Raw genomic sequence first — 26624 nt, forward strand, 5'->3', positions numbered from 1 at the left:
TACGGGTTTAGTTTTTACATTATGGGCTGTCTGGCCCTACATTCGAAGCCGCAAGCGGTGCACGGACAATAGGAGTAGAAGAACTAAAATATTCATCTGCCCCAATATCGTTTGTTGAACGCGTTTGGCCATCCATATCCTCTACTACATAAGGATAGCTGCCAACAGCGGCATTAACGGCTGCGCTTCCAGCAGTTAACTTCTGCAAACCGTTGATCGTTGTGAACGAAGGCGTTATGTTGAGAATTTCCGATGATGATCTTGAACGATTATTTAATGTACTGCCAAAGCCAATATTCCCTTCAAACACAGTGTTCGATGTTTTCACTTCCTCATAAAGCGTCCCTGTACTATTGCGAACGATGTTGTTGGCTATTCGACTATCTACGGGTGCTGAGGTATAGCTTCTGCCGACGATGATGCCAAATGTGCTGTTAACGATCGTGTTGTTCGCAACTTGCGCTCGGTATACTCGCCAATGCTTGCTTAAATCCCCACTGCCGTAGTTCGTCGAATTTGGTCCACCATCCCAATCTCCCCCATCCAGATTAATAGCATCCGTGGTTAGACCTTCGAAGTAGTTATTATAAATGCGATGATCTGTGCCATAAATTCGGAAACCTCCAACTCCGGCTTTAGTTCCGTTGCCCAGAAAGAAATTGCCATAGAACTTGTTGTTATTCCCGTGTCTTGCGGTTACCTGCCCTTGCGAATTCCGAATTGTATTGTAACGGATCGTATTGTTGCTGCTCTTCACCGAAATAACTTCGGGGTCTCCATCGCAATTCTCGAATAAATTATTCTCGACTGTCGAGTTCGCGTTTAATAAAGATACTCCGGATAAGCCAAGACGAATACTCTCTTTCCCGTTATCAATCCTTGGTCCACTGTCATAGAAATAGTTCCCGTCAATCATCGTATACTGTGACATATAGCTGCTTCCGTTTCCATCTACAGCGATGATGGGTCCTGGGTCAGCTTTGGAGCGGAATGCATTTCGGTCAATCCGGTTATAGTCGCTGTTGACACCTCTGATATTCACCCAAGTGTTCTTAACCCCGGTTTCATTCAGATTGAATTCATTACGTGTCAAACGGATATGGCTGGATTCATCGATTTTCACAGCATAGTTGCTTGTGCTCGTTGTAGTTGTGAATTTCAAACCCGAAATCGTCACATAAGACGACTGATAAAGATTGAAATATGCTCCGCCAGCTAGAATAGCTTGCCCGCGATTAGCGGCTTTAATTGTAATTTCATTGCCATCCGTACCGTGAATCCCATTAAGATTGAAAGCGCCTGATTGCGAATAAGTACCGTTCTCCAAATAAATTACCCTGCCTGGAATGGCTTGGTTAATTGCCGTTTGCAGTTGTCCGGGGGTGGAAACCGTTACTGAATCTTCAACGGGAGTTCCGCTTCCATTTCCGTAAATCTCTACCTCCGTATAGCTATTCCAAGCGTTCAGCGAATTGCCGTGCCCAACAATGCGCACATACCTGACAGAGGCAACATCAGGAAAATCAAATGTTTGCAGGCCTTCTACCAAGCTGCTTGTTACATTCGCTTGAATGGTCGTAAAGGTCGTGTTGTCTGAAGAAGTCTGAATATCAAATGATGAGGTGCGTGTCGAACCATTTAAGAAAGCAATTTTGAGATAAGCGACTGTTGCGCTAGAACCAAGATCAAATTTGATCCACTCCCCATCACCGCTGGCTGACCAGCGAGTTGATGCATCTCCATCTACCGTATTAGCAGGAACATTCCCATCATTGGAGCTTGCCGTTACACTAGACCCTGAAATTGTAAATTTGGTGTCTGCAGCAGCAGCTAATCCAGGAATCAAGCTCATAAACAACAATGCGCATACCAGCAGCAGTGAAGCCTTCTTCAGTGACATCCTCATATAACTAACACCTTCCTTTTCATCTAATCTGATTGATTACCGCGACATAAGAGTGCTTACAATAATGTAGTCTTACGAAGTTTTTCTGAACACCACTTCCTTTCCGCGTCTTCTACCTCTAGTTTATCTCGTGTTACATCATTATTGAACCTCATTTGGCTTCATTTGTTGATAGGCAAAAGCAAGTATGATGTGTAAAATATAAACTCAATCGATCGTATTTTGCAAACAACTATGTGAAATCAAAAAAAAAGAGCCCATACCGGACTCTTTACCAAAGTTAGATCTTCTGATACTTGCCAGGAGTCATCCCTTCAAATCTTTTGAATATGCGCAAAAATGTGCTCACATCGGCATAACCCACACGCCCGGCAATTTCGTTAACAGTTAATTTTTGCTCGGAAAGAAGTGCCTTTGCCGCTGTCAATCGCGTTTGGTTGATGAGATCAAGCAGTGTTTCTCCAGTATGTTCTTTAAATATTTTGGACACGTAGGATGGCGTTAACGAAAAGGATTCTCCGATCATCGAAATATTCAAATTCACATCTCGAAAATGCATCTCAATATAGGCTCGTATATCATGAATCAAATAGGTATGATGATTTTTCTTTTCTGTTTGAATCCATTCACATATCTGCATGAGCACCCGGTTCATATGCGTCATCATTTCCTGAATCGTTTCACAAATCAACAAACATTCTACGTCTTTGACATGAGCCTCAAAATTACGCCTGCTGATCGTGCTCACCTCATCCAGCGTTTTGAGCATAGTACTTGCCAGATTGAACAAAAGGCATTTGGCAAGGGCAACCGAAACAGGATGGACCTTGAAATTGGCCTCATAAATCTCTCCTAACAGCATCTGCGCTTTGGGCAAGTTGCCCGTCTTCACATAGTAAATAAGCTGTTGTTCAACGCTTAGAGGGTAATAATAATTCCGCTGAGATTGAGCAGACTCGATACTTTTTTCCTCGTACTGGATCAGTTGTCCACTCCCAAGTACGATTCGATACTCCAGCGCTTCCAATGCCTCATGATACGATTGTGAAATTCCATAAACATCACTGTGAACTCCGCTCACAGCAATCGTCATTTCGGCATAAATATGTTCCTTCATGAAGGCTTGCGTTTGAGAAGCCATCCGATTTAATTCCTTGATTTCTTCTTCCTCACTTAGAGTTGGCTTCAAATTAATGATACAAGCTATCAGTTCGTTCACTTCCGTCGAATAAACCGTCGCGTTCTTTCCGGCCAACTCCTCAATCACATTGCTTAGAATAAAGTGGAGCATCTGCGTCTTTTGCCCGAAAGCGTCCCGCCCTTCATCGGATTGCAGCTTGCCATAAGCATCCACACTGAAAAGCAGCACCGCAAATCGATCGGAATGGAATTGAACGTTGTGGGCGATGAAAGATTCCTGAAGCGGAAATTTCCGTTCCAATTGTCCTTTCAATAAACGTGTCAAGAAATGAGCTCTAATCGTATTATTATGCAGCTTTAAGCGGTCGCTGATGGCATCTTTCTCCACAAACGTATGATGAAGCGCGTTTTGTAGAAATGAGTATTCATTTGATTTCCCATCAAAACGAAACCCTGATTTTTGCGTCATGTTCTGCAGCAGCACCTGTATCGGCATATAATTTTTTCGCAGGAAAATAATCGTAACAATGATGCCAATCAACAAACCTAAAGCAATACTCAATCTTGTTATTTCTTTCAAATATTCCATCTTTTCATTGAAAATATTTGCCGGCAAAACCGATACATATTTCCAACCCGTTAGCTCAGATGTAAAGTAAGACAATGCCGCTTTATCTTGATTCATTTCTGCATAAACCAAACCCTTTTTCCCAAGCAAACGCTCATAAGGCAGCTGGTCTTGAAGCTTCTCTTTATCTTTGGACGATGCAATGAAGTGATTATCTTTATCCAGAATCAAAACTCTCGAATCATTGTATTGCGGAAGGCTTTCCAACAGCTTATTCACATTAATTAGGAAAATAAGAATGGGATGGGGCTGTATCGGATTATTAAAGATGAGCGAGCGGGCAAACATTACCGTAGACGTGGGCTTTCCTTCGTTCCAATACAGCATGGGGGAATACTTGTTGACATATTTACCAGCAAATAACTGAGTCCATTCCTCAAAGGTAGTCTCATCGCGCTGTCTCATGATGGCATGCAGACCACGGGAATCGATGTGGTTAAACGTAGATATAACTGTATCGCTATTCGCGTACATCACGTAAATTTGCTCAATATAATCATTTGCATTCTGATAGGTTCTTAAATTCTCGGCGATATTGAACAGTTGAAAATAATGATCATCGGATAATGGCTTCTCTACATTCGTGAAAGAGACTATATTTTTGTTTAAAGCCACTTCCACACTTAATTGTTCCAAGCCTTTTAGCTTACTGTCAATGGATAATTCGATTTGCGTGAGAAGCAGCTCATTTGCCCGATTAATTTCTTTCTCCACCAGACTATGCGTGGCAGAGTAAAGAATTAAACTAATGACAATAGGAACCAACAATACAGATAAGTAAGAGAATATCCATGTTACAATTACACTCCTATTATATTTTCGGAGCTGCAGCCGCATACGAATGACCTCCTGACCATATTTCTGTACCTATTATACATGGCTTATGAGAGCGATTACAAACGGTGTCATCAAGTTTTTTGGCGATATTCGGTTGGCGTAACCCCCTTGTGCCGTTTGAACATTTTGGAAAAATGGACGTAATCCGGAAATCCTACGGAAGCGCTAATTTCATAAACTTTTTTGGCCGATCCAGATAGTTGTTCGGCTGCTTTATCCATGCGCAGGCGGATCAGATATTGGCTGAATGGAACGCCAAGCTCCGATTTAAACATATGACTGAAATTCGCAGGCTTCACCTGGAGGTCATAAGCCAGCTTGGTTAAGGTGAGTTCAGAATCTCCGTAATGCTTATCCAAATAGGCAATAGCAGCTTGGATCACTTTCCCGTATCCCCAGTTCCTTATCCCTCGGATCGATCCCATTGCGGCATACATCTGGGTGACGAACGCCTCGAATTGTTGGGCATTCTTCTCTACACCTCGCGGAACAGGCAATTCTTGCCCTGCAGATGAGCGAAACTCGTCCTCCAGTAAAGCGAGATACCCCGTAAGTTTTCGCTCCATATCATTGGCCGTTAACCTGTCCGCGATTAATTCATGCTTCAGCGTGCTCAGTTCTTCCTCAATCTCCGCTTCACGCAGATGCCATAAACTGCTCGCCAGCCGTTTGGCACTCAACTTGAACGACCACAACTGCTCCTTGTTGTCATGCACGATGCGCGATCATAGTTGACGTTGAAACCAGACAAACGATTTAGTTCTTTCTTGTAGATGTCGTCTTGTTTCGCCTGTTTGGCATAGGCAAATTCGGAATGGGACAGAAGAATATGAATGGGCGCCGATGCTGGTGCACTCGAAGCTGACGTTGGCGCTGCTTCATTGGTGGCATTGCTGCATCCTGCCAATAGGACAACAGCCATAACAGCGCCGACCATCGTGGTAGTGCTCCGTTTGCGAAGAAAACGGGAGTTATACGTATCTGTTTTCAAATGAAGTAGCCCCTCTCTCAACTCATTACTATCATGGGCCCATGATAGTTTTCATTATATGGGCACTTACAATAAATTTACATGTGTTTTTAGTCAGAATTATGTGTTTATTCAAAATACATGATGATTATGATAAACAAAATGAGGCTGTCCCATAAGCCAAGTTTGTATTTAGCGTCGACGTTCGGTCACCTGGTAGTAAAAACCTGCAAAAATGCAGGCTTTCTCTAAAATAATCCCTTGAAATGTTAAAAAAGATGCAATTGTGCAGGCTTTTTAGACATCTTAAGCCTGAAATGGAAAATAAATCAGAAAAAGATGCATTATCGCAGGAATTTACCTCCAACAGATGAAATCAAGCCTAAAAAGATGCACAATTGCAGGCTTTCTTCTTTTCAGATGATTTTGTTAGGCTATGTTAAACGTTATTGTTGATATTTGTTATTCTTGTTAATACGAATGGGCAGAATTGTTCCAATATATGGTACTATTGTATTGGGAATAAGTCTTCTATATATAAAGGTCAAGGAGAGGAGTATGGTTATGGTTAGCAAAGAAATAAGGGATATAATTGAAAATTATCTTGAGGCATACAATTCATTTGAAATTGAAGGCATGGTTAACCTCTTGCACAAGGATATAATATTTAGGAATATTTCTTATGGAGAAACCACCACGGAAACCAGAGGAATACAAGCATTTAGGGAATTGGCAGAACAGTCGTCAACGATGTTCTCCAGCCGTCGCCAGATAATCACCGAGTACAGTGTCATAGATGACAAAGTAGAGGTTGGAATAGATTATGAAGGTATTCTTGCCGTGGATTTACCTAACGGATTAAAAATAGGGGAAAAGCTGCAACTAAATGGAAAGTCAAAATTCGAGATTGAGGAAGGAAAAATCTCATTGATTGAAGATTACAGTTGAGTAATACAACGTTTCAACTATAGAGGAACGATAGCTCAATAAACCGCCTTTTCACCAAGGCGGTTTATTTATGGTCAAATATCAACATTAGAATTTAACATAGCCTAAAAATCATTTTTCTGAATGGCAGCCGTGTCCTAGAAGTCATTAGTTCTTACTTATGGGACACCCTCATTGTCGTTTGCTAAATTAATTGTATACATTCAATTCGCGAACCGACCACCAATTCGAGACGGTTCCAGTTTGCACCACTTTCAAGTACCTTGCCGATTGCGCGGCAAAAGTGACTGTAATTTTCGCCGTGCTTCCTGTCCCGCTTGCTACCGCGCTGCCCCAGTTCGTACCGTCATTCGAGACGTAAACTTCATAGCCGCGGGCATAATCATTATTGCTGCCAGTTGAATCCATCACGATCTGATTAAAGTTCTTGGTACTCTTCATATCCACGATAAAGTATTGACCAGGAGCCATCGCAGTACCCGTACTCCAGCGAGTAGACATACTGCCATCCAGCAGATTGGCAGGCACATCACCGCTCGTAGGATTCGATGTCGCTGTCCATCCAGACCGGTCAAGCGGCGTTTGAGTTCCTCCGGCTGACGGTGTTGTGGCATTGGCAGTGTTGCTGGCCGCAGAACTATTCCCAGCCGCGTCATTCGCCTTCACGGTATAGCTGTAGGAAGTCGCTGGTGTTAAACCGCTGTCGGCATAAGATGTCGTCACAGAAGAACCGACTTTCGCGCCATTGCGGTAAATATCATAGCTGGTCACGCCTACGTTGTCCGTGGAAGCTCCCCAGCTTAGGTTGATTTGACTGCTGGAAGCCGCTGTTGCCGCTAAATTGGACGGTGCCGTCGGAGCTAGCGTATCGCCAAGGCCAGTGCCTTGGAATTCAGCAACCGTTTGAACCATAGCCGCTGTTGGCGAATTGGCATAAACATTGCCGCCCAAGTTGTTGATGACATGGGTGATTTCACTTCCAGCCATACCGGACAACCATACACTTGTCATATGGTGGATCTTCACACCTGGCACATTGGGAACCTCAATACCGCTTTCCAGCTTTGCCGCTGCATCCCTGAAGAAGGAGTAAACGCCAAGCCCCCAAGCCTCATGGCTAGTTACGGAATCGGCTACTTTATAGGAAGCATAACCATTGACGGTTCCATTCTTGCTCATCCAAGCCGATTGGCTAGGAACATCATAGGGAATCTCGGATTGATAGAAGTATACGCGGCCGCCATTGCCGTTCCATAAGGTTTGGTACTGTTCATGATGTTCATTAAATAAACCGTACATCGTGACATTATTGCCGTTGACAATCAGCCCATTCTTACTGGCATTCGTCGTCCAGCCCGCACCTGCTCCGTGGTCTGCGCGCCATATCCAGAAGTCGTCGCCAATGACATGGTTGCTGTTGATTTTCAGGGCGACGTCTGCCGAGCCTGGTGCAAAGCCGCCTATGCCAAAGAACAAATCATACAAGGATGTCGGATTAGCCGAGTGATCTTGCGAACTTCCTGTAGGACCAACTTCCATTAAGGAAGGTGAGTTCACGGAACCGGCTTCAAACAGCAATCCGGCAACTTTCACGCCGTCCACATCGGCAATCGATAAAGCGACTTGCCCATTATCCGGTACCAACGTCGCGAATCCGAGTCCAAGTACAACCGTGTTCGGGTTCGTGACACGAATCGTATCGTTCAGATGATAAATGCCTGGCGTAAACAATAAGTTCTTGCCTTGACTTAATGCCGCATTAATGCTCGCCGCATTCGATGTTGCCGGATCCGCAATATAGAACTGATTCAGCGAGATCGCCTGACCTGGCGTTGGCGCGGATGCCCAGCTTACACCTTTGGTGTTCGTTTGAAGATCAGGAACGAACACGTTATATTGTCCAGTGTTATCAATGTACAGATATGGTTTTTCCCGCATAACTGGTGTTTGATCAACAACCGTATACGGTTTGGTTGGGAACGTGCCTGCCGGAGGTGTGGCATCACCTACAAACACCATGTTCCAAACGCCGTTCTTCCATTCCGAATATTGATTATTTCTGTTAAACCACTGCTGCTGCGACGCCGGCAGAATGAAGCTGTCGACTTGGGAATCCGCCATATAACCGCCGCTTCCCCAGCCAGCATTCCAGCTTGGATCAAAGTCAAACAAATACATACTGCCTTTCACATGCACGCGCCTCATTGGTGCAGCTTGGGAAACCGCCCACTGCATGGCTCCGCTTGGAATTTGCGCACTGCCGATGGACGGAGTCACGGTAAAGTTTTCGATGGAGCGCCAGAAATTCAGGGTCGCATTGGCGTTCATCCATTTGGCGTTTGCATTCACCCCGCCATTAATATTTACATCACCCGGATTCTGCCCTAGACCTGCTACATGTGTGTAGAAGCCAACTTTGATATTGAGATTATTATAGGTACCTGGTTTAAATAATAGCGCATACCGTTGATTGCCAAATTGATTCGTTTCTTGCGAAGCAAAAATGGTATCTGCCGTGCTTTGAATGCTTGCAGTTGACATCGAGGGATCAACAATATACACATTAGGGCCTAAATTCAACTGTGTAGTTCCAGAAGCCGCTGACGACAAGGCCGATTCGCCTCCAGTGTTAACGGCTGAAACTTTGTAATAGAATGTCGTGCTGGCCGTTAAGCCAACATCTGTATAGCTGCTTGATGGATTAAGCGTAGTATTGACCTTGCTGAACACGCCTCCACTGCTGGAAGAGCGGTATACATTATAGCCCGTTGCCCCGGCTACGGCTGTTACGTTGACATTGCATAAATTCGTCGTACAAGTAACGGCGAGGCCTGTTGGTGTCGTCGGCCCTGCTGCGTAAGAAACGCCCGCATGAAGCGGAAATAGACTGACAACGACCGCTACAGCGGAAAAAATGGAAGACATTCGTTTGAACATATTAGTTCCCTCCTCAGATAAAAATAAGTTTTAAACCGCTTGCAAATCGATCCGATACGGTACCACATCCATCCATTTGCATCGTTGCTGCCATCTCTTGGATTGCCTCACCCCCTTCAAGGAAATTTCTCATTATTACTTATTTTTATTGGCGATTGCGTTAGCCTCTTTCCATGTCCGATCCAGTGCCTTAATAACATCGTCTTTGGAGATTTTGGTCAAATAGTAAGCTTGCAGCGCCTTGCCGACTTCGTCCTTTACCGCAGAAGGCATCGACAAATCCTTATAGGAAAGCCCTCTATTGACATAGCTTGAGGCATCCTCCACCCAAGGATACGGTTTATAGGTATGCTTTTTGGACACAGGATTGAATTTTAGGCTTTGATAAAGCTCATTGGATGCAAGGTCGTCGAGCATATAATTCAGTAAATCGCGGGCAATTTCTTTGTTTTTATTGTCGGGGGGCATAGCTAAGGATGTCGATACGGCAACGTTAATCATCGTTGATCTTGGATCGTCATTGATCGGCAGCGGGGCCACGCCAAATTCCAAACCTTGATTAACCTTGATGATGCCATCCGCATCCCAAGGCCCCTGAACCCACATTGCCGCTTTGCCTGAAGCGAAATCTGCCGCTCCGTCATCATTGCCGACTTCGAACGCGCGGTCCGTCCCGTTTTGATTGACGAGGTCGATAATATCGAACATTTCCTTGATCTCTGCAAAGCTGGCTTGATCCTTATTCATTCTGTCTATAAAGTCGCTATGGCTGGAATGGACAAGCCCGCCAACTGTGAGGGAAAGGAAGAGCTGGGGAATCCAGCTTTCTTTGTAACTAAGCAAGAAAGGTTTAATCTGATGATCGTTCAATTTCTGTGTAATCGTTCTCATTTCTGTTAACGTTGATGGAGGTGTTATTCCCAACTCGTTAAAGATCTTTTTGTTGTACAAATAGCCCCATTCCAAGCTCTCCAGTGGCACGGCTACTACTTGATTGTTGATCGTGACAAGCGGCTTAATTCCGTCAAGAAGCTTGCCGGCAAGCGGCTGGTCGGATAAGTCCGCTAAATACCCGGCTTTGTAGTAATCCGGCAGATCGTTCATCGCATGGATGTTGAAAATATCCGGTACGTCGCCAGTAGCCAAACGGGTCTTTAAAATTTGTGAAGCATTATCATTGCCAGGGTACTCGGTATTAAATGATACAACGATATTTTTTTCTTTCCGCTCTTTCTCCGCGAACTGGATGAAATAATTGTCCAACTGATCACGGAATCGATCCATGCCTCCGAGGAAAATGTTCAATTCTACTTTTTTGGGAGCTCTTTCGAACTTCGTCCCCTGATCTTTGGCAGAGCACGCGAAACACACTCCCAAATTGACTAAGATCATGACGATGGTAAGTGCTCTCTTCATGGAATTTTCATTCCCCTCAAAATGATAACGCTTACTTTATTTAGTATATACGTTTGCTTGCTGGCTCACAGTAGACTGGATTTGCGTCTTCGACTGGATAATATTGATATAAAAGGATAACGTTCACCTCAATTGCGCTGGGGTATTTCCGGTCATTTTTTTGAATATCCGATGAAAATAGTTTAAATCCGAATACCCTACTGCTTCCGCTGCACTTTTGATGGAGACAGAGGGGTCCTGCAGCAGCAGCTTCGCTTTTTCCATACGTTTGAAAATGATATAGTCCATTACGGTCGAGCCCGTCTCTTGTTTAAACGTCCTGGAAAGATGTTCTTTGCTGATAAAAAATCGGTTTGCGATGGATTCCAGCGTAATCGGCTCCGCAAAAGAGCGTTCTATAAATTGTCTGATGTCCTCAATGTCAATCCTACTTTTGCTTTTCCTCCTAAGAATGAGCTCCTCCAATACGGCCGCATATGCGCTTGATAATACCTCAATCCATTGCATAATTGGCGTATTGTCTGTCACGAAAAAGGCCCCCGTATGAATGGGCAGCATAAAAGTGATATCCGCACCTGCCATAGACGCTTGCTCTTCCAGCAATAACATAAACTGTTTATACAACGAATTGTTGATCCCCGGCTGCAATGCCCCTTGCTCTTCCAATTGGCGGCCTAATTCCAAGAAGCGTCCCTGTATGTCCTCAAGATGAAGCTCCTGAAACGTTCGCGCAATGATCTGTTTATACGTCGTAATGACTTTCAGTATTTCCTTATCCAAGGGTTGCACGGCATGCAGCCCACGGGAAATTCGCAATTCGCGAATTGCCTTCTCCAAGCCTTGATTCAGTTCCTCCGGATTAATCGGCTTTAATATGTATTCATCGACCCTAGACAGGATGGCTTGCTTCGTATAAGAGAAATCTTCATAACCGCTCACGACAATCTTCCGAACAAAAGGGTAGTCTTCCGTTAATTTTTGCAATAGCTCAATCCCGCCCATGCCTCGCATTTTCATATCGGTAATGACAATTTCCGGCAAGATGTCTTGAATGATGTTCAGACCTTTCAACCCATCTTCCGCTTCCTCAATCTGAGTAATTCCGAAACGTGTCCAATCCCCCAATCGCCGAATACTGTCCCTCGTCCAAAATTCATCATCAATAATGACAACTTTCATCAGGCATTCCCCTCTCCTTGCGAAAATTCTTCCGGAATAACAACTTTGATGATGGTTCCAACTCCTAATGAACTCGTCAGGAAGAGGCCATATGCATCACCGAAAAAAAGCTTAATTCGCGCATGAACATTGGTTAATCCCAAGCTTCCTCCTAAGCCTCGATCCTCTGACTCCCGGTCCAAATGCTGACGCAGCTCTTCTAATCTCATGACGTCCATCCCCACGCCGTTGTCTTCGATGCTGATCTCAACCTCGTCCATGATTTTATGCGCTCGAACCGTGATCGACCACCGCCCCATCTTCCCTTCAAGACCGTGGACGAAACAATTTTCAACAATAGGCTGCAGCGAGAATTTCGGTATGGGACACAAACGGCAATCATCATCAATATCCATATGAAGGTGCAAAATGTCTTGAAAACGTAGTTTCTGAATTTGCAAATAGTTGGCTACATGCTCCATTTCATCCGCAACCGTGACAAGGTCCGACTTCATTTTGATCGTATATCGAAATAAATCGCTGATCGCCCGTACATGTTCATAAATTTCAGGGACATGGCGAGAAAGCGCAATTCCGCCAATCGACTGCAGGGCATTGTATAGAAAATGCGGATTAATTTGCGCCTGCATCGCTTTCAATTGAGCCGTCCGTTTCTCGATCTTGCTTTTATATTCAATCTGGATCAGTTCCTTAATCCTCAGCAGCATAGAATTAAATCGTTTTTCCAACGTCCCGATTTCATCGCTGCGCAGTTCGCTGACGCCCACATCGAAATTTTGGAATTCAACGGCTTTCATAGAATGCGTCAACCTTATAATCGGCTTTGTCGTAAAATAAGCGGTCATGATCGATACGACGATAGCCAGTAAGCTGAAAATAATTGCCGTAATAAAACTAAATCGCAGCGTAGAAGAAGCGCTGTTGGTCACATAACGGATTGGAATAAATTTAATAATCCAGAGCTGATCGTTCGCCACGGGCTGATAAAATAGAAATCCTTGTTTCAACTGAATATAACCAGGTTCGACCATGTCCGCTGCGAAGCCCCCCAGCAAATCTGGGTCTAGCGCTGCTACTTCCGTATTGGTGTAAGGATTATACAATATATCCCCTTGATTGTTTAAAATAAGAACTTGGCTGTCCGCCTCGGAATGAATCATATCAAACACACTGTTCATTAACTTCCATCTAACATCCAGTGATACGCCGCCAAGCACCTCCCGATTGTCAAATCGATTCATACTGTGAACTAGCGTAAAATAATTGGGCGTGGCGTGCATAATCCGGTTCACACCTTGAGATGTCCGGTCCATCGTCTCCCAATCGCCAAAAGGGGCTTCCAACTGTTCCGTCGTTCGAACAGCATCATTATCAACGATAAACAAGCGATGCTGAGCCTTTACATACAACGTGATTCGCACGATATTGCTGTTATTGGCAATGTACAACGACCTCATTTTCTCATTGATATAGAAATCTGCTTTCTCTGGACTGTCTCTGCTGCTATCTGCTCCACCGTTGGCATTGGGGAACAAGTTGTTATCCATCAGTAGAGAATAGGTCACTGTCTGCAGCTGATCAAATTTCTCATTAAAATATTTCGCTGCCCATTCCATTCTGGATTCGTTGGAGCGTATAATCTCCATACTTAACGATTGTTTTGTCGTTTTGGCAGCAAAGAACGTGACAAGCACTAAAGGCATAACCGCAATCGCAACCATCAGCAACATCAGCTTATACCTTAGGCTCTTCTGAAAAGGATGAAACAGCATTCGAATTATTCGGCGAACTGGAAATAAGCCCATAGATCTCCTCCTTCTTTGCTAGGTATGGACTTCAGGAATAGTCCGATAGATTACTAATTTTACAGTTATTTCTAATAAAACGAAATAGGACTTATTTGCGATTGCGCTGCTAAACTAGCCGTGTAATAAAAAAACACGAAAGCAATTAGCTTCGTGTTTGACTTTTTATATCTCGCAAGGTTTCGTCATCCTAATTTATACGGCGTAAAGACATAGATCCAACTGCCATCCTTGCTTCCGCCAATGAAGTCATGATTGCCTGGAGGGAGATTTAAGATGGTTCGTGATTTGTTTTCGTCTACGTTATAAAGCTCTAGTGTTTGAGACGCATGGGGACTCGTGCTGATCTCTTTGGTGTAAGCAATGTTATGAGTTCCTTTCAGCCAAAGCAATGGGGAAATCCGGTCCGGGAGTTGAATCTTCTCACTGCCGCGGTACATTCCACCATTATAATAATATCGGTAAGCACTATCGTCACTTGCTAGAAAACCGCTCCATGCCTGGTCCGCAACAGGAGGCTTCCATTGTTCAAACTTCCCTGTCTGCCATTCGTAACGATATTCCGTAATGCCCAAATTCTGATCGTTATACATATATGTGAATACAGAAGCACCGTCATCTTGGAAGTCTACAGGGATTTTGGCAGAAGAGACCTGACTTTCAAGTACTCTGCCAATAAGAATCTTCGACATTGTTACTGCTTTCTTGGAAACAAGATCATAGATAACGAAATCCAAATTATCTTCTTGTGTCTCTTTGCCTATGGCAAGAAGCACATGTTTCCGGTCATGGCTCAATTTTGCTCCATGCACATAACCGTCGATATGAATTCGATATGCCGAAGAACTTAGCGGAACCGTCTCATCCGTCTTGGGTTGCTCATAAAAAAAACCTCGAGTGTCTATCGTAAAATTACCCTGCCCCTTATATTGAGTCATAAGCGGTACAGGATAAGTCGTCATTGTATCTAGCATGACATCATAGACAGAGTATAACTTCGGCAACGTCTTATCACATTCACAATATTCAAGAAATTGGGAAGCAAGCATATATTCGGAATCCGCAAGAGCTTGTAAATGAAATGGTTCGGACAACGAACTGAGCTTCTCCACACGGCCGTCTTCTGCCGAAACTCGCCAGAGTTGGCTCGGTTTCCAGACGAGTGATCGGAAAATTGGAGCATCTCTTAGCACCTGCCCCGTATTCGTTAATGCTCCATTCACATCGAGGCTATAGCCGCGTGACGGATAGTCACTCTTTTTGATGCTTTGCGTTGAAACAGTAAGGTATACTTCCTTATCTGTTTGCCATTCGAAACGAAGTTCAGGTTTTGCAGGCAGCGGTTCCCCTGCAGTCTCTAGCCTTAGCAGTGCTTCTTCAACTGTTAGGCGGTTCATGTTCTCACGGAATACGATTGCGTATTTCTGTGGGGAGTCGGCGACCCCTGTCATGACAGGCGCCTTGAGAAAACCTCTGGGTTCCAGCGTAATTTGAACAGCATGGACTCCGTCCTCTACATAGGTAGGCGGTTCACTGTGCAAAGAGGTTGGTGACGCAGTAGGTTGCGGCTGTACAGAGTTCCCTGCACTATACTGTTCGGGCAAAGGCTTTGCCTCCCTCTCACACCCCATCATGAACGTTAGAAACACGCTTGCGACAATAAACAACTTCCATCGTTTCATACACTATCCCCTTCATTCCGCTTAAAGGCTATTTTTCGAGTATTACGAGAGAATGAACCGTATTAAGTCCGCCACCTCCCATAGAACTTTGACTAACAACTTTCCACCCCTGTGACAACAATTCGTTAAGTTCTTCTAAATTATTCCTTTTCTCCGTCAAGTAACTGACAATTATTGCTTTTTGCATAGAATATACACAACTCCCTTTAATCAATCTTACTAACAAATAATCCCATAAAATCAGACGTTGTAAATGCATGTATAGTTGCGCATAATCCATGCAACTCAAAAAATTCAAATATTAAAACTTGCTGCATGTTATAGAAACATGAAGCATTTAGATCAATAGCTTTAGGAGATGGCGTATTTGTTGGAGTAGCATCAGAAGAAATCGCATCATCGCTAGACGGAGAAACATGGACCTATCATTTGACAGACTCTAAAGAAAAAACTCGAATGCTTAATGGTATCACTTACGGAAATGGGCGTTTTGTTGCTGTAGGTTCTGGAGGATTAGATGGAGTTTGCGTTCAACGGATGGATTAATATGGGAAAAGCATCATAGTTATAGTCATTGGAGTGTTTGCTATGGCGATGGATTGTTCGTCGCGGTAGGTCCCTACGAAGCATCCTTTTCGTCAGATGGGATCTCTTGGACCAGAGTTACGATTCCTGAAAAATCTGGCGGAGGTTACCTCAGTACAGTCGCGTACGGTAATGGTCAATTTATCGCAGCAGGGGGAAGAGATGATTTATGTGATATAACATATGCACACGGTCAATTCTTTCTTGCTGGCATGCGATCATTCATATACTCCGAAGACGGACACGCATGGGATAGAAAATTGCTACCGCCGGACCTAAGTCTAAGCGCTATTGCTTACGGCAACAACGAACTGGTTGCTTCAAGCTCCCACTCTAGAATTTTATTACCCCGATAGCCCCATGATTGCTGGAAATTCACCATGCACAATGTTCAGGGAGACATCGTCCAACGTCCGAATGATCTCCCTGTCCATTTGATTAAACCTTACTACAGTTCAATGGTTTTTGTTGCAACATTTTCACAAAATTCCCTATCATGCTCGACAAAAAGAATGGTTGGCGAGTATTCAAGCAGCAACTCTTCAATCTGCATCCGGGAAATAATATCAATAAAATTAAGCGGCTCATCCCAAATGTGCAAATGAACATGCTCACTAAGACTTTTTGCAATCAATACTTTTTTCTTTTGTCCTCCACTAAATGAGGCAATATCCTTTTCAAATTGACTTCTGGAAAAATCAAGTTTTCTTAATATCGATTTAAACAGACTTTCATCAATCCCGCAGTCTGCCGCATAGTCAGATAAATTGCCTTGAAGATGGGATGTGTCCTGCGAGACGTAGGAGATTCTCAACTGGCTGTCTTTCCTGAAGGTGCCTGTATAGTTCATATCCTCACCACAAATAAGTTTGATGATGCTTGATTTTCCTGAGCCGTTTTTACCAGAAAGAGCAATTCGCTCACCTTGTTCAATCGTAAAACTCACATCTGCACAAACGATCTTCTCACCGTAAGAAATAGAAACACGATCCAGTTCCACAAGTTGGTTTTTGTGAAAAGCAAGCTGTGAAATCTCTAAGCTCTCTGAGCTCTCGATATTTTTTAGAAGTTTAGACTTTTCATGAATAGCAGAATGCTGTCTTTGTTCAATCGCTTTAGAGCGTTTCATCATTTTAGCAGCTTTGTGGCCAATATATCCTTTGTCTACCTTAGAACCGGAATTTCTTGTTCCGTTTTTTGTTTTTTCCACTTCGTGTGACCAGTTGCCCGTCCGCTTAGCCGAATTTGACAACCGATTAATGTCTTTTCGAAGTTTTTCGTTCTCGGCAAGCTCAAAGTTATCTTGTCTTGTTTTATTTTCCCACCAACTTGAAAAATTTCCTTTTTGTATTTCGATGTTGGTCTTATTGATAGAAAGGATGTGATCGACACAGTTATCAAGAAAAGATCTGTCGTGAGATACCAGAATAAATCCGCTTTTGGACTTGAGATAATCACTGACCAGTTTTCTTGCATGCATGTCAAGATGATTGGTTGGTTCATCAATTAACAGAAAACTATTTTCCTTAATAAATAAAGTAGCCAGTAAAACTTTCGTTTGCTCTCCGTTAGACAAGGAATCAAATGGCCGATACAAAACATCCTCAGAAACCTTTAATAACGAAAGCTCACGCATTAACTGCCAGTGAACATAGTCTGGAAAAATGTCGTTGATGACATCAAGCGTGTTATTTTGTTTGTTTTCTACAGGGAAAGGGAAGTATTCAAAACTGACATTCGCAGATATAGTTCCACTGTACTCATATTTACCAAGCAATAAATTGAGAAATGTTGTCTTGCCTCTACCGTTTCTTCCTGTAAACCCCAGCTTCCAATCGGAATCGATTTGGAAATTAACATGTTCAAAAATATTATCATACGTTCCTTCATAGGCAAACGTCAGGTTTGTTACATTTATTAATGACATAACATTATCCTCCTGTATGAAAAAAATAAAAGCTACAAGAAAGTTACATTCTTGTAGCTCAAATAAACACAGTTAATCAACCCCTGCACGGAGTTAAATAAAGATATCGTTTGAGTGAAAGATAATGTAACTTTCTTGCATACAAAATAAAACATGCGAAAATATCGCTTTTACTGTTTTATCGTTAGCAAGAAATCCTACATTATTCTTTCAACTCCAGTCATTAATTTATGAGCATTATATCATCCTAATAATTAATTATCAAGAATGCACAGCGCATTTTTCCAATTTCCAAGCTAATCCGCCTCTTTCAGCTCCGCCAATTTCATGAAATTATCTGCCGCGAGGCGGATAGCCAGGACGCTGCCCGTATTGAGAGAATTATCGAACAGGAGGACATGATTGTTCTTCACGGCTTTCAATCCGTTCCACACAGCCGAGCCTTGCTTTTCCCGAATTGCCTCTTTGGCCACGTCAAGCGTGTGCTGAATAATTATGTAATCAGGATTCATCTCCGACAAAGCCTCCAGAGAAAGAATGGCGCTATCTTCGGGATATCGATCGGGTTTCATCAGCCCAAAGCCCGTCGTTTCGTTATAGTACGTCGTGTTTTTTATCCCCTGAGCGGTAAAATTAGATTTACTATCCACTCTCAGCAAGGCGAAGTTTTTATTTTTCAGGCTGCCCAATCGATCTTTGGTTTGCTTAATAATTTCTTGAGTTTCCTTGATCAACTGCTCTGCCTTGTCCTCTTTGCCGATAATTCGGGCGCAAATCATTGTCGCATTTTCCCATTTATCGCTGTAGTCGATTTGGATGACAGGCGCGATTCTGCTTAACTTATCATAATTCGTCTCATCGATATGGCCCTTAAAGGTAACAATCACATCCGGCATGGCATCGATAATCGCTTCCATATTCAAGTCTTTCCCAGCGCCCAAGTCCACTATCTCCGCTTTTCCGACATAGGGCTGCAGCGTAGCGAACTCCTTCATCGATTTCGCTGCGCTTCCCGAGGCAATCGGAGGTGTGTCGAGCGCGAAAAAATAATCCAGATACAACGGATGAAGCACCGCTATGCGCTTCGGACGTTCCTTAAGCACCACATTGTGGTTGGTCGCGTCCGTTATCGTTCTTGGCCATCCGCCCCCCGCTTCAAGCGCACTTGCTCCCTTCGACTGCTCGCCTTCGCGCACATTTACAGCGTTCGTGGGAGACACATTCCCTACGGAAGTTCCAGAACCGGAACAACCGGCTAGAGTTCCTATCAGCAGGATAAGCGCAACAATTAGACCAATCCATCTATTCATATTGCTCTCCTCCGGCATGCTCACCAGTTTTGACGTACAAGTGTTTCATCAGATCTCGGTTTTTTTGCGCGAAAACGTCATTATGCGAAGATATCATTCCGTGCGGATTGGCCTCCGGCGAAATATATTGCTTGGCTTTATTTACTGCATTCGCCGCATCTTGGAATGCTCCCGCAATCAAATGCAGCTTCCCTTCATGGTGTAAAATATCACCCGCAGCATAAAGCCCAGGCACCGATGTCTCGCTCATGGACGAGCCTGCAATCCAGTGATCCTTCAACTCGATTGCCACCTCGCTGTTGGCCATCAGATCTCTGTCGCGTTCATAGCCGTGATTGATAATTACCTCGTCCACCTCCAGCTCGAACGTCACTGCATCCTCATTACTCTTGAGAATCACGGTATCAATGGTTTGATGATCACCCGCGGAAATCAGTTTCTCGATGGACGTGTGCATCTTACTATTCTCCTTGTAGGCTAGGGTAGCTCTTGATTCGAGGTTGCTCTTATTTTTTTGGTACCTTGTTGGATGTTAAATACCTAAATGCTCCCTCAGAGTAGAGCCTGTATATTCGCTCCGGAACAAACCTCGTTCAACCAGTTGAGGCATCAGCTTTTCAAAAAATAATGCCATCGATTGTTCGGATCCCCCTGGAAGAGCTATAAAACCGTCGATAGCGCCTGCTTCGAACCGTTGTATAATATCGTTCAAAACATCCTCTACCGTTCCAACCGAAACCCAATGTGCAGATCCTAAGACTTCCGGTCTTGCCAAAACCTCAGCTACTGTGGGTTGATAGTTGGCAATATATCTCCGAAGCAAGTCGGCATGCGTTCGGCTGCGGACTGGCTGATTCGGATCAGGAAGCATAGCTGGGGTCACGCGATCACTCAATTCAAATCCACTCAAATCAAGGCCCAAAACAGACTTGAGTGCGGCATGTCTGCGTGCGATACTAAAGTGTGCGTTCGCCAGCTCAAATAATGCTTGAGCTTCCTCGCGCGTATCGGCCAAGAAAAAATATAATCCCGGCAATACTTTCATGGTGCTCGTATGACGCCCATGCTGCTCCGCTCTTCTCCTCAGATCGCTCCGCAATTCTATCCCTGACTCAAGATCCGGCATCGCCGCAAAAATAGCATCCGCAACAGATGATGCGAAATCTCGTCCAATGTCCGATGCGCCTGCTTGAAATAATGGAATCGTTCCTGATTTGTGGGCAGGCAGCGTGAGCGGCCCTTTAACGCGGAAAAACTCACCTGAATGATCGATGGGAGAAACTTGATCAGGATCGGAAAATTTGCCTGACTCACGGTCAACCAGGATCGCCTCATGCGGGAAACTCGCCCAAAGCTTTTGCATGACGTGAGTAAACTCCCTTGCTTTGGCATATCTTACTTGTGGAGAAGGCATGGGTGAATCGCCAAAATTTTCCGCTCCTTCAATCGAGGTCACAATGTTCCAACCCGCACGTCCGTTGCTAAGCCAGTGCAAAGACTGAAGCTGTCTTGCTGCGACATACGGTGGATTAAAGGTTGTGGAAACTGTCGTTACCAGTCCAATCCGTTCCGTCGCGCAAGCAATTGCCGCAAACATGACCGTAGGATCAGGACTTCCAAAATTAGCAGAGTCGCCCAACATTTGCGGGCTAACATACAGATAATCTGCGCGGAACAGAAAATCGAGCTTTGCCTTCTCTGCCAATTGGGCCAAGTAGATATAATAATCAATGGACTCAAGCTTCTCCACACCGCTATCCTGGGCTCGCCAGCTGTGCCCTTTCATCCAAGTTGCCGATAAAGAAAACCCGATGCATAATTGCCTATCTGTATTCACTGGTTGCTAACATCCTTTCAACTATCAACAATAACGATAATCATTCTCATTGAATAGTTTAGCAAGGGCTCCTCTTTAAGGGAATGCATAGATAACTAATCCGACATGCATAATTATTAAATCCACCTAGCTGTTCAGTAACACCCGCATAATCTGTACTCAATCGTCATTGCCCATGTAAGCAGAGGGAGACACGCCAAATTTCTTTTTAAATGCCCTGCTGAAATAGAGCGGATTCGCGTATCCGACACTAACCGCAATGTCACTGATAGGAAAATTCCCAATTCTAAGCAGCTCACTTGCTCTTTCCATTCGATACTGAATAGCAAAGCCGATGGGACGGAAACCTGTGTATTTATAAAAGTAGTAGGAGAAGCGTTTGGTATTCATACCATGTATGGCTGCTAATTCTTCAAGCGTCAGCAGATTCATGTAATTTCTTTTAATATACGAAATAGCCTCCTCTATCACTTCTTTATCCGCAGAGTTGCTACTCACTCGATTCTTGTATCCAACCAGCACGTGATGCATGATGCTCAGAAATATTCCTTTTACACGAAGCTTTCCAATTCCCCCTGGTGTATCTGCATTCTGATGAAGCATTGTCAACAATTCGATAACTTTGGGAATGGTTTCAACCTCAAGCTTGAAGTGAGAATTGCATTCATGATTGCTGTCTTCTTCAGACCTGTTGCTCAAGCTATAAAAAACGGAGTAATACTCCAACTCGGACTCACTTGTAACCTTGGCTTCCATGTGCATGTCAGGAGCCGCATGAAATATTTCTCCTCGCCGCAGTTCGTAGATCGTATCATTTACGCTGATTCTGACGGAGCCACGAATGATAAAGAGAAAACCATACTTTAAAGTTCTGAAAGGACGATGTACACTTTTAGGCTGAATGACCAAACGATAAATATTGTCGATATGATAAGAATCATTAGCGAATCTCTCCGCTAATCTCTCCACATCAGGCATCATGCGCCTTCCCCTCCATCTCTGTTCCAAAATGTCTATGACACCAAAACCAGCACGATTTCCATACCATATCGTCATTGATTTTGCTTGTCAATATCCAAAAAAGCTGTCGAGAAGCTCTCGACAGCTTTTGGTTCATGGATGAGGGCAAGACATATAACTACTTCATCTTTCGCGAGCTTTTAGAGGCATAGGTGTTCCGTTCATGGTAATATCTATGAAAGGACTCTTGCTTTTATTGGTTAGCGCGATAGGACTTTTAGCTGGCTCGATATCGTTCCAAGGTGAATCGCTTCATGAATCAGAGCGAAGTTGAACAACTCCCCGGCGTTGTTGAATTGGAACGGTCCCAAAGCATACGGAGTTGCAAGTTTCTCGCCCAGCATTTCAGGTGTCAGCTCAGAAAGGCGTGAAAGCTGCGCCGTTAACATCTCAACCAACTCTTCCTTCGAGGGTGGAGCAAACGTCCAGTCCAAGGGCTTTGTTCCAGAGCTGAACAGCGTATCATACGAGCCCGGTATGGCTGACGGAGAACCGAAGCTTAGAGTAGAATACTTATCCATCCAATAAATCATATGGCCGACGTTCCAACGGATTGTATTGTTGAAACTGGCCATTTTAATGTCGAACAGTTCCTCCTGGATAGCCTGTACCTGCTGCAGCACCACTTGACGCACCGTTTTTGCTGTGTTGATAATCATTTCAGACATGTTAAATTCCTCCTTTGTAATGAGAAGCGCTTGGTATGTTCCTAGTATAGGTTTCGTGGAACGTCTCATCAATGCAGTAGGAATTACCGGAACGTTAAGTATAAGTTAACGAATATTATTGATAGGAATAGAAGATGGAGCGATACATTTGAAAGCAGGTGTGAGCTGTGGAGTTAAAACAACTACAATATTTTATGGCAATTTGTGAAGAGCTTCACTTCACGAGAGCAGCCGAAAAAATGGGCGTCAGTGCGCCCAACATCAGCCAGCAGATAAGGAGATTGGAAGAAGAATTAGGGGTTCTGTTGTTTGATCGTGTGGGAAAAACAATTGTCCTTACAGATGCCGGAGCGATTCTTCATGAACATGGGGCTGCCGTGTTCGGCCATCTGCAGCAAGCGAGCGACGCCATTGCTGACCTGAAGCAGATGCAAGGCGGATCGCTATCCATCGGCGTCTTGCCCGGCGACGCGGATCTCCTGTTCAATGCCTTGCTGCTGAACTTCCACCAGACCTACCCCACCATCTCGCTGTCCCTTCTGGAAACCATGAAAGTAACAGAACAAGTTCTAGACCGAAGCATCGATGTCGGCGTAACCATTGGACCTGTCACCGATGAACGTCTCACGTCAATTCCTCTGTTTCACGAGGAGTTCTCATTGGCGGTAAGCAAGCATGATCCCCTTGCTGCGGAGAACATCATCCCCCTGAACAGACTGCATGCCTTGAAGATGGTTATGTTCCCTCCCGACCATCAATGCCGCAAGCTGATCGACCGATTTTGCATAGACAACGGGTTTACTCTGCAGCCGCATATCGTGACCACAACGTTATCCTCCCTCCTCCAGATGGTACAGAGCGGAGTTGGCGCCTGTGTGCTGCCGCGATTACTGCTGGATAATCTTCACAATCCAGACATCAAAGTCGTTCTCCTAAGGAATCCTACACCTTCGCAGGATATTTGTCTGATCTACCGCAGCGACAGATATGTCGGATACGCCATGCGCACGTTCATCAAAACATTGAGAGCCTATATCGAGACCGCTATCAATCATGCGAAGTCTTCATAGATAGGCTAAGATTAGCTCACCCGAGTGTAAAAACCTGCGAAAATACAGGAATTTCCGAGCGAATTCAGCTAAAAAGTGGAAATGCCTGCAATTGTGCAGGCATTTTCATCTTTTTCAGCCGCTCATCCAGAAAAAGCCTCAAAAGCCTGCACAAACGCAGGAATTTACTAGTTAAGGCTCTTCCAAGAGCAAAAAAGATGTATAATTGCAGGTTTAGAGAAAGCTACTGGAGCTAGAGCTCGAAAGTAGGATGCTGCTCAAGAGATTATCGGAACCTGTAATAGTTACTGTGAAATAGATCCGAATGGTACATGTATAGGCCATGAAAGAAGGTCATACACAGAACGGCCAGTTTATGTCAGGTTACAATGATTAAATCCGAGCTGCCTATAATCGCGAAGCAAAGTAAATTTAGAATAGGCACGATGAATCCAAAAAAAACTGTCCCTCAAGTAGGTTTATCTACTCATGAGACAGCCCTTACTTGCCCTGTAACTCTTCGTTATAAAGAAGCAATCATTCTGAGCAGCACGTCAACTCTCGGAAGCTGGTAGCCGCCAATCTTCTGCACATTAAGCACCATCAGACCGGAGAGAACCGATAGGTAAGATGAAATCATTTCGTCCAAATCGCCATCCACAAGCTGGCCAGCCTCTTGCCCTTCCCGGAATAGCGCCTGCAGCTGCTTGACGTAATTGTCCATTGAGTAATGCTTCATCAACTCCACTACCTTATCAGGCACTCCTTCTGATGTTCGCGCCTGATGGATCAGCAGAAAGTAGTCTGTACCACCTTCATCCAACATATCTTGCGTTAACGCTTTGATTTTATCAATCGGTGAGCCCGGCAGGTCATAAACAGTTTGCATGGCCTCATCCGATGCAATCATTGCCCTTTCAACAAGTGTTGTGAACAGCTCTTCTTTGGACGCGAAGTAATGATAAAGCAGCCCATGACTAATCTTGGCTTCAGCGGCAATCATGCTCATTTTCGTCCCAATAATCCCCCGCCTTGCAAATACTTTAAGCGCAGCGCTCATAATTTGTTCCCTGCGCTCATCTCGAATGTGAAGCTGTTGTTCTTCATTTAACGGAGACACTACGTCTTTCACTCCTAACTTGGAATCATTTTAGCCAATGCTTCTTCTAACGGCAGCTCGTATTCTCTCAGCAGGTCTGCGAGTAGCTGCTGCCCTTCCTCCGATGCCTCAAGCACCGACTTGGCTATCTGTGGATTTAACAACTCATGCAGCGGCAAGGATAACGAATTAACGCCCCAGTACAAGCCGAATAGCTTGAAATTATGATTCGCAGTCCCCTCTTTCAGGACCAAATTCATATACCTGCTGACAAAAGCAATTCCCTTAAGCGGTTCTGTGCCTGCCTCATATTCGACGCCATCCCACTGCAAATCCGCCGCGCAATTTAACCACCAGGCAGGTGTAATCACCTTTTCTTGCATCATACGGAGCACCTTTTGCTCGAAATGAGGCTCAGGATTGATCTGTCGCTCTTGCAGCAAGGTGTTTAGCAAATCCACTTCTATGGCTGCAACCGTCATCCCTTGACCAAAAATTGGGTCATAGATACAGAACGCGTCACCCAACACTAATAATCCGTCTGGCCATCTTTCCATTTGCTCATAGTGATGACGATAAAGTTCTGGTACGCGAAAACCCTTAGGCGGAGTGATAGGTTCAAGCTCACGCAAGATTTCTGCAATCATGGGAGTAGGAAGCTGTGCGACCTCTTGTTCAAAATCTTCCGCATTCGTTGGTGGATAGTGCCCGCCTGGACGATAAAGCAGCATCTCAGCCACCTGATTCTCTATAAAGGAAAAAACACCCGTAAACGTTCCCTTGCCTGGTTGGCCCATGATGTTGATTACATCCCATTTCTCCATCAGGTGATTCAAATGCGCAGGTACCTTATACCGGCGTGTACTGTACCCGATAGCTGCTTTCATCCGATCAGGACGAGGTACGTCATAACCAAATTCCTTCAGCCATTGGGTCAGTTTGGAGCCGCGGCCGCTGGCATCCACAACAAGATCCGCCAAGATTTCGCTCTTCTTGCTTGTTTCCCGCCCACGTACATGGACTCCCGTCACGGCCGTATGATTCGTGGTTGTGTGAAGTCCAATGACATCATGCTCCGTTAGCAGCCGTACATTGGGAATATCCTTTACACGTCCACGAATCACCCATTCCAGTACAGCACGGCTGAACTTGATATCGTTTCGTTGATAAGGTCCCGCTACCGTTCCATATTGATTCATCATATGAACCGTTTTATTCAGTGAACTTGGCGAACCAAGCGCCACCAGTTCTTCCTCATAACCTGGGAAAAGCTGTTCTGTAATCATTTTACCACGTTGTGTAAACCTATGGGGATGAAAGCCATGCGGGGCGCCATTCCGATCTTCGGGATGATGCGGAAATGCATCCTTGTCGATAAGGATTACCTCTTCGTAATACGACGAGAGGACCCTTGCCGTCATTAAACCTGTGATGCTGCCACCTATCACGATAGCCCTGCCTGCTTTTTGCATATTCTTCATATGATTCGCCCCTTATTTATGATTGACTTAGTCAATCAATTTTATTACAAAAAATGAGTCCGAGTTATAGATTGACTTGATCAGTCAACAATAGAATAGACGATTAATTCCCACAAGTCAATATGCTATATCCCTTTTTTTAACAGGACTAATCCCTAGGCCTCACGCCCCCTTCGCCTGCTCAACAACCTGCCAACGTT

General features: G+C 44.3%; 19 protein-coding genes. 2 read left to right on the forward strand and 17 right to left on the reverse strand.

The genetic code is table 11. The features are described from left to right. Nucleotides 1–19 precede the first annotated feature (19 nt). From BC351_RS07250 to BC351_RS07265, 4 genes are all read right to left on the reverse strand, one after another. Entirely contained in the window at nt 20–1906 is a 1887-nt protein-coding gene (locus BC351_RS07250) for a chondroitinase-B domain-containing protein (protein WP_079410175.1), read from the reverse strand. 280 nt (nt 1907–2186) lie between these two features. Further along, nucleotides 2187–4511 carry a helix-turn-helix domain-containing protein gene (locus BC351_RS07255; RefSeq protein WP_079410177.1) on the reverse strand — a complete coding sequence of 775 codons (2325 nt, stop codon included), beginning with the start codon at nt 4509–4511 and terminating at the stop codon, nt 2187–2189. A gap of 71 nt (nt 4512–4582) precedes the next feature. Beyond that, a complete protein-coding gene (locus BC351_RS07260) occupies nt 4583–5227 on the reverse strand; it encodes an AraC family transcriptional regulator (RefSeq protein ID WP_158082007.1) in 645 nt (214 codons plus the stop codon). Beyond that, on the reverse strand, nt 5188–5502 hold the full coding sequence (locus BC351_RS07265; RefSeq protein ID WP_079410181.1) for a hypothetical protein: 315 nt from the start codon (nt 5500–5502) through the stop codon (nt 5188–5190). The genes BC351_RS07260 and BC351_RS07265 overlap by 40 nt, the downstream gene beginning before the upstream one ends. A 543-nt stretch (nt 5503–6045) precedes the next feature. Here BC351_RS07265 and BC351_RS07270 point away from each other — a divergent pair. Beyond that, the gene (locus BC351_RS07270) at nt 6046–6429 is read left to right on the forward strand and encodes a nuclear transport factor 2 family protein (protein ID WP_079410234.1); all 384 of its coding nucleotides are present in this window, start codon (nt 6046–6048) and stop codon (nt 6427–6429) included. A 189-nt stretch (nt 6430–6618) separates the two neighbouring features. Here the strand turns inward: BC351_RS07270 and BC351_RS07275 are convergent, their stop codons facing one another. The 11 genes from BC351_RS07275 to BC351_RS07330 form a co-directional block, all read right to left on the reverse strand. Further along, complete coding sequence (locus tag BC351_RS07275) at nt 6619–9366, reverse strand: discoidin domain-containing protein (RefSeq protein WP_244208909.1); 2748 nt, start codon at nt 9364–9366, stop codon at nt 6619–6621. Nucleotides 9367–9501: 135 nt separating this feature from the next. Next, complete coding sequence (locus BC351_RS07280) at nt 9502–10782, reverse strand: ABC transporter substrate-binding protein (protein ID WP_079410183.1); 1281 nt, start codon at nt 10780–10782, stop codon at nt 9502–9504. Between the two features lie 123 nt (nt 10783–10905). Next, nucleotides 10906–11961 carry a response regulator transcription factor gene (locus BC351_RS07285; RefSeq protein WP_079410185.1) on the reverse strand — a complete coding sequence of 352 codons (1056 nt, stop codon included), beginning with the start codon at nt 11959–11961 and terminating at the stop codon, nt 10906–10908. Beyond that, on the reverse strand, nt 11961–13766 hold the full coding sequence (locus BC351_RS07290) for a sensor histidine kinase (protein ID WP_079410187.1): 1806 nt from the start codon (nt 13764–13766) through the stop codon (nt 11961–11963). Before BC351_RS07290 ends, BC351_RS07285 begins: the two co-directional genes overlap by 1 nt. Nucleotides 13767–13951: 185 nt before the next feature. Next, nucleotides 13952–15448, reverse strand: a complete 1497-nt coding sequence (locus BC351_RS07295; protein ID WP_079410189.1) for a hypothetical protein — start codon at nt 15446–15448, stop codon at nt 13952–13954. A 1033-nt stretch (nt 15449–16481) separates the two neighbouring features. Then, on the reverse strand, nt 16482–17960 hold the full coding sequence (locus BC351_RS07305) for an Lsa family ABC-F type ribosomal protection protein (RefSeq protein ID WP_079410192.1): 1479 nt from the start codon (nt 17958–17960) through the stop codon (nt 16482–16484). 296 nt (nt 17961–18256) lie between these two features. Further along, nucleotides 18257–19270, reverse strand: coding sequence for an ABC transporter substrate-binding protein (locus BC351_RS07310; RefSeq protein WP_079410194.1), 1014 nt, complete (start codon nt 19268–19270; stop codon nt 18257–18259). Then, nucleotides 19263–19727: an FAD-dependent oxidoreductase gene (locus tag BC351_RS07315; protein WP_341865972.1), complete on the reverse strand. Its 465-nt coding sequence runs from the start codon at nt 19725–19727 to the stop codon at nt 19263–19265. Before BC351_RS07315 ends, BC351_RS07310 begins: the two co-directional genes overlap by 8 nt. Before the next feature lie 75 nt (nt 19728–19802). Continuing rightward, nucleotides 19803–21107 carry an NtaA/DmoA family FMN-dependent monooxygenase gene (locus BC351_RS07320; protein WP_079410196.1) on the reverse strand — a complete coding sequence of 435 codons (1305 nt, stop codon included), beginning with the start codon at nt 21105–21107 and terminating at the stop codon, nt 19803–19805. 159 nt (nt 21108–21266) lie between these two features. Beyond that, on the reverse strand, nt 21267–22088 hold the full coding sequence (locus BC351_RS07325) for a helix-turn-helix domain-containing protein (protein WP_341865973.1): 822 nt from the start codon (nt 22086–22088) through the stop codon (nt 21267–21269). A 239-nt stretch (nt 22089–22327) separates the two neighbouring features. After that, nucleotides 22328–22795 (reverse strand): DinB family protein, encoded by a 468-nt coding sequence (locus BC351_RS07330; RefSeq protein ID WP_079410198.1) that lies wholly within the window; start codon nt 22793–22795, stop codon nt 22328–22330. Between the two features lie 167 nt (nt 22796–22962). Between BC351_RS07330 and BC351_RS07335 the strand changes: the two genes are divergently transcribed. Continuing rightward, the gene (locus tag BC351_RS07335; protein ID WP_079410200.1) at nt 22963–23865 is read left to right on the forward strand and encodes a LysR family transcriptional regulator; all 903 of its coding nucleotides are present in this window, start codon (nt 22963–22965) and stop codon (nt 23863–23865) included. A 502-nt stretch (nt 23866–24367) separates the two neighbouring features. Here BC351_RS07335 and BC351_RS07340 read toward each other — a convergent pair. Then, entirely contained in the window at nt 24368–24964 is a 597-nt protein-coding gene (locus BC351_RS07340) for a TetR/AcrR family transcriptional regulator (RefSeq protein ID WP_079410202.1), read from the reverse strand. 14 nt (nt 24965–24978) lie between these two features. After that, nucleotides 24979–26424 (reverse strand): FAD-dependent oxidoreductase, encoded by a 1446-nt coding sequence (locus BC351_RS07345; RefSeq protein WP_079410204.1) that lies wholly within the window; start codon nt 26422–26424, stop codon nt 24979–24981. Nucleotides 26425–26624: the final 200 nt, after the last annotated feature.

Source organism: Paenibacillus ferrarius, from assembly GCF_002027705.1.
GTDB classification, from domain to species: Bacteria; Bacillota; Bacilli; order Paenibacillales; family NBRC-103111; genus Paenibacillus_E; species Paenibacillus_E ferrarius.

What these genes read in the sequence shown, in the direction of transcription:
- BC351_RS07250 (WP_079410175.1), bottom strand. Translation starts at nt 1,906, where the DNA reads ATGAGGATGTCACTGAAGAAGGCTTCACTGCTGCTGGTATGCGCATTG.
- BC351_RS07255 (WP_079410177.1), bottom strand. Translation starts at nt 4,511, where the DNA reads ATGCGGCTGCAGCTCCGAAAATATAATAGGAGTGTAATTGTAACATGG.
- BC351_RS07270 (WP_079410234.1), top strand. Translation starts at nt 6,046, where the DNA reads ATGGTTAGCAAAGAAATAAGGGATATAATTGAAAATTATCTTGAGGCA.
- BC351_RS07275 (WP_244208909.1), bottom strand. Translation starts at nt 9,366, where the DNA reads ATGTTCAAACGAATGTCTTCCATTTTTTCCGCTGTAGCGGTCGTTGTC.
- BC351_RS07280 (WP_079410183.1), bottom strand. Translation starts at nt 10,782, where the DNA reads ATGAAGAGAGCACTTACCATCGTCATGATCTTAGTCAATTTGGGAGTG.
- BC351_RS07285 (WP_079410185.1), bottom strand. Translation starts at nt 11,961, where the DNA reads ATGAAAGTTGTCATTATTGATGATGAATTTTGGACGAGGGACAGTATT.
- BC351_RS07290 (WP_079410187.1), bottom strand. Translation starts at nt 13,766, where the DNA reads ATGGGCTTATTTCCAGTTCGCCGAATAATTCGAATGCTGTTTCATCCT.
- BC351_RS07295 (WP_079410189.1), bottom strand. Translation starts at nt 15,448, where the DNA reads ATGAAACGATGGAAGTTGTTTATTGTCGCAAGCGTGTTTCTAACGTTC.
- BC351_RS07305 (WP_079410192.1), bottom strand. Translation starts at nt 17,960, where the DNA reads ATGTCATTAATAAATGTAACAAACCTGACGTTTGCCTATGAAGGAACG.
- BC351_RS07310 (WP_079410194.1), bottom strand. Translation starts at nt 19,270, where the DNA reads ATGAATAGATGGATTGGTCTAATTGTTGCGCTTATCCTGCTGATAGGA.
- BC351_RS07315 (WP_341865972.1), bottom strand. Translation starts at nt 19,727, where the DNA reads ATGCACACGTCCATCGAGAAACTGATTTCCGCGGGTGATCATCAAACC.
- BC351_RS07325 (WP_341865973.1), bottom strand. Translation starts at nt 22,088, where the DNA reads ATGATGCCTGATGTGGAGAGATTAGCGGAGAGATTCGCTAATGATTCT.
- BC351_RS07330 (WP_079410198.1), bottom strand. Translation starts at nt 22,795, where the DNA reads ATGTCTGAAATGATTATCAACACAGCAAAAACGGTGCGTCAAGTGGTG.
- BC351_RS07345 (WP_079410204.1), bottom strand. Translation starts at nt 26,424, where the DNA reads ATGAAGAATATGCAAAAAGCAGGCAGGGCTATCGTGATAGGTGGCAGC.